Below are 12921 nucleotides of genomic sequence, written 5' to 3'. Positions count from 1 at the left end.
AATATCTTTTTAATAAATCATTAATTGATATAAACAGTATACAAGGTTCTTTTTTCTACCTTCGTAAATTTCACGAATACAAAAACCAGCTGGATAAATTTCCAGCTGGTCAAATCTATTCGTTTCTTAATTTATATTTCTCCCCAAGCATTTACGATTTCTCCAAATCTAGGTAGCGTAAGTTTCGCCTGACCATAATCTGAGACATCAATCAAACCTTTTTCATTCAAGCGCTTGCGATATGTAGAAAAACTACTAGAAGTATTTCCAGTCGCAGTCTGAATATCTTTTGTTTTCATAACACCACCATTTTTTGAAATAGCTTGAATTACCTTCTTGTCTCCTTCAGATAATTCAGACCATATTTTTTCATAAACAAAATCTTCCATCATACCGTCAAACTCTGGGATAAGATTTCCCAATGATTGATTGTTCTCCCATTTTAAATACCCAAGAGTTTGAAAGGCATATGGATATCCTTTTGTAAATCTAGCCATCTCTTCTGCTTCGTCAGAAGTAATATCAAAAACCTCTTTATAATTGTTAGCCATTCCAACAATTCCAAGGGGCTTTAAATCAATTCTTGGAGTTCTATATAAGAAGGTTAAAGTGTTCTCATTCTGAAGGTTTCGTATATTTTCAAAAAGTCCTGTCATAAGCAAAAACACAGGATAATCTTCTCGTATGAAGGTCTGAAAAGATGATGCAAATGCAATCAGATTATCGTTTTTAACAACTTCATCTATTGTTATAAGAACCTTTTTGCCAAGCTTCTTTACGACCTTAAGCATCTTTATAAGCTGAACCTCCACGGTAGCTGCCGGTCTATCAGAACCGATGCTTGCACTTATTCCAAAAGCTGAAACATTTATGTCTGCTTTAGTGAAAGCCGCGGCTAATATTTTATTCTCACACAAGTGTGCAGCCAAAGCCTCTAGTAAATCCATATTAGGATTTAGTGGTACCGTAATCCAAGTATCATCTTTGGCAAGTTCATGTTCAATGTATGTCATAGTAACTGTCTTACCATATCCCCTAACTCCAGTAATCATATATGCCTGGGTAGATGGATGTTCACTGTTAAATGTATCTATTACCTTTTTCACCTGAGACGTTCTAGCAATTAATCTGGCTGGCTCTTTACCAAAACTGATATTAAATGGATTAGACATAGTGTTCCCTTTCACAAAGTTTAATAAGTTTTAATAACTTTTATAAAGTTTAATAACTTTTAATAACTTATAATAAGTTTAATAACTTTTAATAACTTTGTCAATCTAATACATCTTCGTAAAGCTAACCCCATTGTCATCAACAGTCCCCATAAAAAGACCCCAGTATTATTTCTAATACTGAGATCTTTGGTTTCGTCATCTTAACTTAATGACATTGATCACAAATGACCTGTCCCATTTTTTCATCTTATTATGATTCTATTTTAATGTGTTATTCTATTTTAAAATAATGTCTTTACTGTTGGGTAAAGCTTCTTGAATTCCTGATATCTTTCTTCGTATTTACGAATTAATTCTGGATCAGGTTCAACTGTAGTCTTAACCTTTACAAGCTTATCGCAAGCCTCTTCAACTGATGCGTACTCACCACAGCCAACTGCTGCAAGGATAGCACCACCAAGTCCTGGGCCTTCCTCGTTCTCTAAGATATCAAGCTTAAGGTTCATAACTGAAGCGATAATCTGCTGCCATAATGGAGACTTTGCACCACCACCGCAAATCTTAGAACGCTCAATAACGATGCCCTGGCTACGTGCAACTTCAAGTGAATCACGAAGACCGAAAGCAACACCTTCAAGAACTGCCTGTGTCATATCCTCACGAGTTGTGTCCATAGACATTCCGATGAACATAGCACGTGCATCTGGGTTGTTGTGTGGGCTACGCTCTCCCATAAGGTATGGAAGGTAGAATACACGGTTCTCACCAAGATTCTTGATGCCTGCCTGCTCTGCTGGATAATCCTTTGTCTTAAGGATTTCATCCATCCACCACTTATTGCATGATGCAGCTGAAAGCATACATCCCATAAGGTGATAGCCACCATCAGCGTGATCAAATGAGTGAAGAGCATTAGCAGGGTCTACTGTAAAGTTCTTGCTAGAGATGAAAATTGTACCAGATGTACCGATAGAAAGGTTACACTTGCCCTCTCCAACTGTACCAGTACCAACAGCTGCTGCAGCGTTATCTCCAGCACCTGCAATAATCTTAACATCATTTGTAAAGCCAAGCTCTGCTGCTACTTCTGGTTTGATTGTTCCTACTACTTCGTAGCTCTCATAAAGCTTTGGAAGCTGAGACTCAGATACCTTGCAAATATCCATCATCTCTTTGCTCCAGCATCTGTTCTTTACATCGAGAAGAAGCATACCGCTGGCATCAGAATAATCTGTGCAGAAGCTTCCTGAAAGCTTGTAAGCGATGTAATCCTTAGGAAGCATAATCTTTGCAACCTTAGCCCAAAGATCTGGCTCATTCTCCTGCATCCAAAGAATCTTTGGAGCTGTAAAACCAGCAAAAGCGATGTTTGCTGTATACTGAGAAAGCTTATCCTTTCCGATTACTGTATTTAAGTACTCTGTCTCTTTTCCTGTACGACCATCATTCCAAAGAATTGCTGGACGGATAACATTGTCATTAGCATCAAGAGTAACAAGGCCATGCATCTGACCACCGAAACTGATACCTGCTACCTGGCTCTTATCAACCTCTGAAGTAAGCTCCTTAATACCAGCTACTACCTGTGTCCACCAGTCCTCTGGCTTCTGCTCAGACCAACCTGGATGTGGGAAGCTAAGAGCGTATTCTTTTGAAACGATTTTTGCAATCGTGCCATCCCCTGACATCAGGAGTAGCTTAACTGCAGAAGTTCCTAAATCAACTCCGATATAATACATAACTATAATCTCCTATTCATATAAATAAAAAGTGACTGACTCATAGACTAAGCAGCGCGAGCAGGAAGGCTCCATACCGGTCAAGGGAGGGACCTACACCGGGCGGGAGGGTTCCCTTGACCGAGTATGGAAGGTGGCCTGCGGGAGCATGCTAACCTTCAAGTCAGTCACATCTCAGTTTAAATTATCTCCATGGATTCTCTGTAGGATATCTTACGCCTGCAGGCTGGTTGTATCCGATTTCGTCTACATCAACTCCGATGTACTTGAATACCTCGAAGAGTGACTTTCCGAAGTGACCGAATGCAACAGCTCCGTGATGTGGGAATCCCTTCTCGATTAACCAGTGACGATAGAAGCGTCCCATCTCAGGGATTGCAAATACACCGATTGAACCGAATGACTTTGTACGAACATCAAGAACTTCACCCTGTGCAATGTAAGCACGAAGCTTGTTGTCAGCTGTAGACTGAAGTCTGTAGAATGTGATTTCACCTGGAGCAATATCACCTTCAAGTGTTCCGTTTGTAACCTCTACAGGAAGTGCTCTAGCCATGATCTTCTGGTTTCTCATCTCACAGAATGCAAGCTTTCTAGAGCATGTATTTCCGCAGTGGAATCCCATGAATGTATCCTCAAGTGTGTAATCTGTCTTACCCTTGATTTCCTCGTTGTACATATCCTTTGGTACTGAGTTGTTGATATCGAGAAGTGTTACAACATCCTCTGATACAACTGTTCCGATGAACTCTGAAAGACATCCATAGATATCAACCTCACATGATACAGGGATTCCTTCACCTGTAAGACGAGAGTTTACATAGCAAGGAACAAAACCAAACTGTGTCTGGAATGCAGGCCAGCACTTGCCAGCGATTGCTACGTATTTACGATATCCCTTGTGATCACGAACCCAATCCTTAAGTGTAAGCTCGTACTGAGCAAGCTTCTCAAGAACCTCTGGCTTCTTGTTGCCAGCGCCAAGCTCCTTCTCCATATCTGCAACAACCTCTGGGATACGGCTATCACCAGCGTGCTTGTTGAATGCTTCGAAAAGATCAAGCTCTGAGTTCTCCTCGATTTCAACACCAAGGTTGTAAAGCTGCTTGATTGGTGCATTACAAGCAAGGAAGTTCATTGGTCTTGGACCAAAGCTGATAATCTTAAGATCTGAAAGTGCGATTACGGCACGAGCAATTGGCTCGAACTCATGAATCATATCTGCACAATCCTCAGCATCACCTACTGGATACTCTGGAATGTAAGCCTTTACATTACGAAGCTGAAGGTTGTAAGATGCGTTAAGCATACCGCAGTAAGCATCTCCTCTACCATCAAGAAGGCTGTTACCTGACTCTTCTGCTGCTGCAATAAACATCTTAGGTCCATCAAAGTGCTTTGCAAGAAGTGTCTCAGAAATTTCTGGGCCAAAGTTTCCAAGGTATACGCAAAGTGCGTTACATCCAGCTTTCTTGATATCCTCAAGAGCCTGTACCATGTGAATCTCGCTCTCAACGATACATACTGGACACTCATAAATATGATCAGCTCCGTACTTCTTTGTATATGCAGCGATAAGTGCCTTTCTTCTGTCTACTGATAAGCTTTCTGGAAAGCAGTCACGTGAAACTGCTACTACACCAATTTTTACATTTGGCATGTTGTTCATTGTAATATCCTCCTTTTACAAACCTCTCCGAAATAAAAAATCTCTGTCGGTCATCTGATAATGAAATATTATCAAAATAATCCCGACAGAGACTTTTAAATCTTTACTATGTGATGTCACTTTTTTGACATTTTAATTGAAAACACTCGCTTATACATCTGTCCCTTAAATTTTTCTCAAATCTATCACTTTTATTAATGTCAGCTTTATTATAGTATCTTTTCCAATAAACCAAGTTACAAAGGAGGATATTATGAGAAACGATAACATTACAAAACTAACAATATCTGGATTAATGGCTGCTTTATGCTACGTGGGCTACGCGGTGTTTCCTGCGATTAACGCCAATAGTACTAAGGTTCATTTAGGCAATGCATTTGTTGTACTTGCCGCATTGCTCATAGGCGGATTATATGGTGGATTGTCTGGTGCAATTGGACTTGCTTTAGCAGATATTCTATCTGGGTATGCTGAATCTTCTCCAAGAACATTTATTACTAAGCTTGTCATCGGATTGATTGTAGGCCTCGTGGCCCACAAAATTGCAAAGATTTCCGAGTCGCATGACAATGCTTATGTTATAAGATGGTCAATAATTGCTGCTGTTGCGGGACTTGGTTTCAACTGCGTTTTCGAACCTACACTCAAATATGTATGGTACACCTTACTGACTCCAAATGCTGAAAAAGCCACTGCTGCAATCGACGCTCTTGTGGCCGTTACTACATATGCAACTATAATCAATGCTGTGATAAATGCGGTTGCCAGCGTAATTTTATTTAACGCTTTACGTCCAGTACTTTATAAAGCAAACCTCATCCCATTGCGACACACAAACTAGATAGTGCAATTACTGTATCTCATTTTTGAAAACAATACACCATAAGAGGCATTGTTATGATACACAATAACGTAGACAATACATTTATTGCACTTGCATATTTCGAATCTTTCGAATAAAGAATTGCAAACTGATTAATCGTGGCTGCACAAGGAGCACATGCTGCTAAAAAAGAAACAAGCATTACTGTCTTTCCGCCTGTCAGCCATGATTCAATCGGAAGCAATCTCATTATTATCATAATCACTAATGGGCAGATGATTAGTCTCATGGCAATCACTCCCCATATTCTATTGTTGGTGAAAAGCTCCCCCAATTTCATTCCACCAATAACCATTCCCACAATGATCATTGATACAGGGCCCACCATATCTGCAAGTGAAGAAATCACTCCAGCAGCAATCCCTGTAAATTGGAATTTGAATATCAACATTACAAGCCCTACTACTATAGATAAAATGTTTACATTAAGTAGAATCTTCTTCCATGGGATTTGACTTTCATTTGTAAAGATGCTTCTTCCATGAGTCCATACGAAAATATTAAACACTGCAACAAAAGCTGCCGAATACACTACCCATTCATCACCTAATATTGCTCCAACTATTGGAACTATCAAATTGCCTCCATTAGAGTAGATGATAGATGCTCGTTCTACCTCTGTTGCATTTGTAAGCTTGCTATAAATACGTGCTAAAACTATGCAAATCACATGAATCAATATCGCATTTATGAAGGCAAGACCTAATCCTTTTACCACATTTCCTGTAGCCTCTATTTGAAATGCGTTTATGATGATTGCAGGTGTCATAAGATAAATACATAGCTTTGTGACAATCTCTGAATCTTCCGATTTTAGTATATGACAGCGCACCATTAAGAAACCAAACAAAATAAATATAAAAAACTCTACAATCTTTTTTGCAAGTAATATGCTTATCAAAACATTCTCCTCCAATAATCAGCATCTATTATATTCTATCAAAATTCAAATAAAAATGAGGCGGATTTTTCCCACCGCCTCATTGATAATTAATTTATCCTTCTAATCTACAAATCCCGTTTAAACTGCTCCCAGGCATCTTCATTTCTTACATAATACCTAGGGCATTCCTTGCCTGTTACATCGTAGTGTCTTATCACATGGTCTGTATCTAAATCGAACTCATCCATTAGCCAATCTACAAGTTTTATCAGAGATTGGTACGACTCATCAGTGAATTTGCCCTCTTCATCCGGATGACAAACTTCGATAGAAATGGTGTCGTGATTTCTGTCATTGCTAGCCTCAGATTTTTCATAAAGGGGAAGACACTGAATCACTTCACCATCAATTCCCACCACGAAATGGGAGCACACATTTGAATCCATGTGATTGTAAAAATCTCTATTTTGTTGTGCTGTTGTGCCAGGATTTCCTACGTAGTGAATCACTATATCGTTTATTCCATCCAATTGCTCTCCTACTCTGGATGGATTTCCTTCATCAATATACTGTACATCTATCCACTCTGGATAATCTCCATTTTCTTCGATACTATGCGCAACCTCTATTGGGTCCTTTTGACTAAGTACCTGATAAGCCACATATAATAGAACTACTAATAGTATGATTTCTAAAATCAAAAATAGAAATCTTGAAGTTCTCTTTTTGCGCCTGCGGCGTCTTTTTCTTCTTGATTGAGAATACATTTTGTTCCTTCTTTCTAGTTATTTTTCTCAATCTCTATCCGTTTTCTCTTATTCTGAACGCTTGCGATACTCGCTTGGAAGCAAGCCATACTTATCTCTGAAGGCATTTGAAAATGCCTTAGAATTCGGAAAGCCATTTCCTAATGCAATATCTACAATCTGCCCATTAGTTTCTTCCAATTCCCTAACTGCATGCTCCAATCTGATTCCAAGCAGATAATCCTTGAAATTAATTCCCGCATGCTTCTGAAACATTCTAGACAGATAGGACGGCGAATAGTTGAATTGCTCCGCCATGGACTCAAGTGTTATGCTCTCAGCATAATGATCCTTCATATACCTTGTTATGTTTGAAAGCTTTTTGATTTGCTTATTATTCTTTAGGATTTCCTCATTTACGTTGAACTTTCTGTACTTAGTTACAAGAATATATAGCAATTCATAGTAAAGGCTTAGAACCTGTAATTTGTTAGCTTCCTCACCATTGGTATTGATTAAGTACATTTCCTGCAAAAGGGTGAACACACGGTGGTCAGTTTCCCTGTCGCCATGAGAAAACCAGATGAACTGGTCATCTGTAAAATAATCTGCAAAAGTATCCTGAGGAATTTGTAAGACGACTGTCTTGTTAGGCTCTGGCGCCGCAATACTGTGAACCTCATTACTATTTACAATAACAAATTCGCCATCACTTAATGGGAATCTTTTACCGTGTAAAGTAAATTCCAGCTTACCTTCCCAAACAGCAAAAATTTCTATAGAACGATGCCAATGCTTGTCCCTGACGTAGCCACCATCCTGTCCTTCAAACGCAAAGAGCTTGAATGGTAAGCCCTCATCAGTAACAACGACTTCGTGTTGATACTCTTTTAAATTCATACATTAAATCTCCCTGAAAAAACGCATATCTCCATCAGATTCGAAGCCTACATGTGAAAACCCCAGTTTTGTAAGCAATCCTACGCTTGCTAGGTTCTTTGAATCACATCTAGCTATAAGGCTTGTGAGATCATATTCCGTCTTTGCTATCTCTATAATTTTAGAGCAAACTTCAAAAGCCAATCCTTCATGCCATCTAAAATAAGAAATCGCAAAGCCTAGTTCTGCCTGATTATCTCTGTCGCAGGATTCTCGCACTTCGATTCCTGCTCTACCAATCAGTTTACCTGTGGATTTATCAAAAATCAACCACATTCCAAAGCCATATAGTTTGTATATGTACTCAATATAGTTTCTTTCATATTGAAGTTCTTCTTCATAATCAAAAAGCGGCTCCATATAATCTGTCATATGCGGCTGAGCATATAGTTCGAACAGGGCATCTAAATCAGACTCTTTATACTCTCTTATTATGCATCGATTCGTATATGCGATATGCCATGGCTCTCCAACACATCTTCGATACATACGCTCGTAGTCCTCATCTTCAACTTGCTCCGCATCTATAATGATTTGCGAGCAATTCAAATGTTTCCCATTGCCCGATTCCACTCCTACAACAGGAATTCCTCTATCATTGCACTCATCAATAACAGCCTGGCTAGAGGCTAGCACAAGGGTGCCGCATTCATAGTCAGGCTGTAATTCATCTAAGCTGTTAACAATTATTTTATTTTTCAGAAACTGTTCCTGTATCAAAGTATACTCCTAGGCAACATCTATACGACATGACATTGTATAAATTTTACCATTTGATTTTTTCATCCTAACGGTCAGATTAGCCGTGCCTGAACCTACCGCTGTAAGCTTTCCACTTGAGTCTACCGTAAATACGTTAGCATTGGAAGACTTATATGTTACAGTATACTCTTTATCTGTACTATTTAAATACTCCATATCAATAGCAGCCTGCGCCGTTGCGCCTACTGTCATAGAATATGATGAATCGTCAGGCAGATTAATGTTTCCTATATTCGTGCCATTATTAGCATAGCTCTTCTTTTTTACAGTAGTGTTAGTTGAGCTTGCTGCAGTATTTGTCGCTGTATTAGTAGTGCTGGCAGTAGTGGTTGCCTGTGCATCGTTCTTTGAAGTAGAGGTAGTGCTGGCAGTAGAGCTAGTCGTGCTAGTCTTATTTGAAGTAGATGAAGAATTCGAGCTATCTTCCGTAGTCTCTTCTGGGTCGCCAAGCTGTACATACATCGCTGGCCTAATACCATCACCTGAATAATAGTAATTTCTATTGATTAATCCAGTGCTGTCATCCACAAACAAGCCTTGGTTAGGATCATCATATGCATTGGTGCGGAGTGGCCAACTGTACCCTGTCTCAAACTTCATGTTGTCCTTAAATTCAGTGTATTCATCTGACGATAGGAAAAAGATATAATCTGAGCTAGTTGTCTGGCTCTCATAAATATCCATGTACAGTGAGTTCTTTTTTCCGTTTGCAGTATAATATGCATCCAAAGATGTATCATGATAAAAATTCATAAGACTGGCCTTAGCCGCTTCGCTTGTGAGCGTAGTCTTTTGAATCTTCTCTCGCTCTTCATCTGTAAAGTTTTCCTTATAGAATACTTCGTTGCACCATCCACGCCAGTAGTTCTCAGACCAACGAACATAGCCGGCTTTTGTGCCTGTGTTAATATAATTCTTTTCTATCGCTTGTCTATAGGATTTTATCGTGTATGAAGTGAGAGGCTTCCTTGCTACCACAAATGCCACTTTGGTAGTTTCATCATATTTGAGGATAGTCCAGCTCATGACGGTACCATCCAATCTACCAAAAGCTACATCATCGCCTTCAGCATATGATCCAGTTGATTTTTTCTTTTTTGCAGCTTGCGAATCAAATGATATTCCAAGAAGACTCACTGCCATAAAAACAGCAAGCGAAAACGCTAATATTACCCTCAATTTATAAATAGTTTTTTTCATACTCATACCCCAAAAAGCTGACACTTTCCTTTATATTTTTATACTATGCTTACGTATTTTTAAAGTCAAACAATTACGAAAGATTTAACAAATAAAACACCATTTCTTCCCGCAAATATCTCACCTTTTTCCAATTGAAAAGATGATTTTTAGTTGCTATACTAATTCTCTGTTGACGAATTTTTTATTACTAAGGAGTTACAATGACAAAACAACAAATGTTTAAAATGCTTCACGATGAAGAGCCAATTCTTAGAGCAGAAATCACTGCCCTCTATTCAGTTTTAGACCATAAGCTTGGTCTTCATGGTGCCGAAGTCCCTATCACTTTCGGTATGGATGAAAAAGCATTAGGATCTTATATGCCACCATCAGCAGATGATGATGAACACTTCCAGTTTTCACTATTCTTTATTGGGTTCTGCCTTAACGAGCAACTTTCCAAAGAAGATAGAATGAACTTATACAAGCACGAGTATGCTCACTACATGACAAGAAATATCCCAATCCCTCAGGAGTATACCTGGCAGCCTGGCGTTCACGGTAGCGCATGGAAATATTGCTGCAGTCTAATCGGAGCTATTCCATCTGACTACTATGTTGAAGGTCAAAGCCTAAAAAAGGTTGATTTTGATTCACTTTTGACACGACCAAGCGTCGACCACAAACAGGTTCAGATGCTTGATACATATCGCACTCAACGCGCTTATAAAAAAATGGAAAATGCTAAAATCAAATACGATATAGGCGATGTTGTTAATCATCCTAAATTCGGTGAGGGTACTATCACAAACATCGAAAAGGGTGCTTCATCTGTTAGCCTCTATATTAATTTCGGCGAAGAGACTAAAATAATTGACCAGCAGTGGCTAATTAAAACAAACTACAAAAAAATGTCTGAAAGATAAGTAAAAAAAGTTCCCGTGCCATCTACTTGATGGCATCGAGAACTTTTTTTAATGTAGCCTCTAGATCAAGGCCACCTTCATCAACTATTACATCTGCATATTTCTCATAAAGAGGAATTCTTTCCTCATATAGACTTCTGAGATTCTGTCCATCTTTAAGAACAACGCCGCGTCCCTTAAGACTTCCCAATCGGCTATCCAAAGTATCATAATCCAGCTTTAAATATACCACTGTTCCAATCTCTTTAAGATGTTCCATGGCCTCACTACCATAGATAACACTACCGCCTGTTGCTACAACAGTTTTATCTACGCTTATTGTGGCATTTACGTCGTTTTCTATCTTAAGGAAACCATCTATTCCCTCTTCGGCAATTATTTCCTTTAAGAGACGTTTTTCGCGCTTCTGGATAAGCAAATCAGCGTCAACAAACTCAAAACCTAACTCCTTAGCAAGCACAACCCCTAAAGTACTCTTTCCTACTCCTGGCATTCCAATCAAAACAATGTTGTTTTTCATCCTTCGGTCTCCTCTTATACAATCTAAATTAAGCAGTATTATGACATAATTGAAAACATATTTCTACAAACAAATTCCATAGTATTTCAATTTATTTTTCCCTTAAGATAGACACAACCACGAATACAAGAAGTACGAATGGATATATTAAATAAGGCATAAGTGAGATGCTTGCTATCTTTGCAATATTCGATGCAACCAAAAGCTGCGCACCGTATGGAATGATTCCCTGCATTATGCAAGAGCAAGTATCTAATAACGAAGCAGTCTTTTTAGGCTCAACGTTATATTCTTCACTGATATGCTTTGCGATTGGAGCGGCAATTACAATCGCCACTGTGTTATTTGCAGTAGCTAAATCCATAAACATAGTAAGGAATGCTATTCCAAACATACCGCCCATTTTTGTGTCAGCATTTTTTCTAATCAATGCAAGAATTGCTTCAAATCCACCATGCTCTCTGATAAGAGCCGCTACTGATGCAACAAGAATCGTTACAATCATCGTCTCAAACATTCCTGTGATTCCCTCTCCCATGGAAGAAAGGCCAGACACATAAGTTAGGGAGCCTGTAAGCATTCCCACCACTATGAACATAAAGCATCCAAATAGCAAAACTAAAAATACATTTACGCTAAGTATAGACAGAGCCAATACCACGAAGTATGGCAGGGCCTGCATGATATTATAATCAAAGTTGCCTATACTTGCTCCACCAGTTCTTATTGCATAGATTACAAGAACAATCATTGTAATGACAGCTGATGGCAATGCAATTTTTATATTGGCATCGAATTTGTCCTTCATATCAATGCCCTGAGTTTTAGTAGCTGCGATGGTAGTATCTGAAATAAATGAAAGGTTATCTCCAAACATAGCACCACCTACCACTACGCCTACACACAGCGGAAGGCTAAGATCTCCATTTTTAGAAACTGCACAGGCAATAGGAACAAGTACAGAGATTGTTCCAACACTTGTACCCATAGCCATAGAAATAAGACACGCAATGACAAACAAGCCTGGCACAGCAAACCTACCTGGAATGATACTAAGTAGTAAATTAGCCGTAGATGACGCTCCACCTGCCTCTCCAGCTACTCCACTAAAAGCTCCTGCTAATATAAAAATAAACAGCATTGTGACAATGTTGTCATCACCTATGCCTAATGCACATATATGTATCTTTTCTTCAAAACTCTTTCCTCTGTTCTGGGCAAATGCCAAAATCAACGCAAAAGTAAAAGACAAAACTACTGATACAACGTAGAATCCCATCTGCCCATCAATAGGTGCAATATACTGAAAGTAAATTCCATTGCCTAAATATAAAATCAAAAATAAGGCGATAGGAAGTAGAGCCTTAAGATTTGACTCCGATTTAATACTCGATTTGTTCATTATTTAAATTTCCTTTAATTTTTTTCAGATTACATTGTACTGATAAATGATGTTTTCTTCAACAAGAAAAAAAGCCTTCAGACGAATCTGAAGGC

Annotated in this window: 12 protein-coding genes; 2 read left to right on the top strand and 10 right to left on the bottom strand. The window is 38.8% G+C overall.

Going from position 1 to position 12921, the window contains the following annotated elements; translation table 11 throughout:
- Positions 1–131: 131 nt before the first annotated feature.
- From T498_RS0105270 to T498_RS0105260, 3 genes are all read right to left on the bottom strand, one after another.
- Positions 132–1172 carry a helix-turn-helix transcriptional regulator gene (locus tag T498_RS0105270; protein WP_028235012.1) on the bottom strand — a complete coding sequence of 347 codons (1041 nt, stop codon included), beginning with the start codon at positions 1170–1172 and terminating at the stop codon, positions 132–134.
- Between the two features lie 284 nt (positions 1173–1456).
- Positions 1457–2914 (bottom strand): xylulokinase, encoded by a 1458-nt coding sequence (gene xylB, locus T498_RS0105265; protein ID WP_028235011.1) that lies wholly within the window; start codon positions 2912–2914, stop codon positions 1457–1459.
- Between the two features lie 184 nt (positions 2915–3098).
- Entirely contained in the window at positions 3099–4583 is a 1485-nt protein-coding gene (locus T498_RS0105260; protein ID WP_028235010.1) for an L-fucose/L-arabinose isomerase family protein, read from the bottom strand.
- A gap of 253 nt (positions 4584–4836) precedes the next feature.
- Between T498_RS0105260 and T498_RS0105255 the strand changes: the two genes are divergently transcribed.
- A complete protein-coding gene (locus tag T498_RS0105255) occupies positions 4837–5424 on the top strand; it encodes an ECF transporter S component (RefSeq protein ID WP_028235009.1) in 588 nt (195 codons plus the stop codon).
- Between the two features lie 19 nt (positions 5425–5443).
- On the opposite strand, the gene T498_RS0105250 is transcribed toward T498_RS0105255, so the two are convergent.
- The 5 genes from T498_RS0105250 to T498_RS17055 form a co-directional block, all read right to left on the bottom strand.
- The gene (locus T498_RS0105250) at positions 5444–6367 is read right to left on the bottom strand and encodes an AEC family transporter (protein ID WP_028235008.1); all 924 of its coding nucleotides are present in this window, start codon (positions 6365–6367) and stop codon (positions 5444–5446) included.
- A gap of 107 nt (positions 6368–6474) precedes the next feature.
- Positions 6475–7116, bottom strand: a complete 642-nt coding sequence (locus tag T498_RS0105245) for a peptidoglycan recognition protein family protein (protein WP_028235007.1) — start codon at positions 7114–7116, stop codon at positions 6475–6477.
- Between the two features lie 48 nt (positions 7117–7164).
- On the bottom strand, positions 7165–7995 hold the full coding sequence (locus T498_RS0105240) for an AraC family transcriptional regulator (protein ID WP_028235006.1): 831 nt from the start codon (positions 7993–7995) through the stop codon (positions 7165–7167).
- A gap of 3 nt (positions 7996–7998) precedes the next feature.
- Complete coding sequence (locus T498_RS14955) at positions 7999–8754, bottom strand: GNAT family N-acetyltransferase (RefSeq protein WP_051524609.1); 756 nt, start codon at positions 8752–8754, stop codon at positions 7999–8001.
- A gap of 9 nt (positions 8755–8763) precedes the next feature.
- The gene (locus tag T498_RS17055; RefSeq protein WP_028235005.1) at positions 8764–9996 is read right to left on the bottom strand and encodes a DUF6273 domain-containing protein; all 1233 of its coding nucleotides are present in this window, start codon (positions 9994–9996) and stop codon (positions 8764–8766) included.
- Between the two features lie 203 nt (positions 9997–10199).
- Between T498_RS17055 and T498_RS0105225 the strand changes: the two genes are divergently transcribed.
- Complete coding sequence (locus T498_RS0105225) at positions 10200–10904, top strand: hypothetical protein (RefSeq protein ID WP_028235004.1); 705 nt, start codon at positions 10200–10202, stop codon at positions 10902–10904.
- A gap of 22 nt (positions 10905–10926) precedes the next feature.
- Here T498_RS0105225 and T498_RS0105220 read toward each other — a convergent pair whose 3' ends face one another.
- Complete coding sequence (locus tag T498_RS0105220) at positions 10927–11424, bottom strand: shikimate kinase (protein WP_028235003.1); 498 nt, start codon at positions 11422–11424, stop codon at positions 10927–10929.
- Positions 11425–11515: 91 nt separating this feature from the next.
- Positions 11516–12826: a Na+/H+ antiporter NhaC family protein gene (locus tag T498_RS0105215; RefSeq protein WP_028235002.1), complete on the bottom strand. Its 1311-nt coding sequence runs from the start codon at positions 12824–12826 to the stop codon at positions 11516–11518.
- Positions 12827–12921: the final 95 nt, after the last annotated feature.

Origin of the sequence: Pseudobutyrivibrio sp. MD2005, from assembly GCF_000621865.1 — a bacterium.
Taxonomy (GTDB): domain Bacteria; phylum Bacillota; class Clostridia; order Lachnospirales; family Lachnospiraceae; genus Pseudobutyrivibrio.
This window is presented reverse-complemented; position numbering and strand designations above follow the sequence as displayed.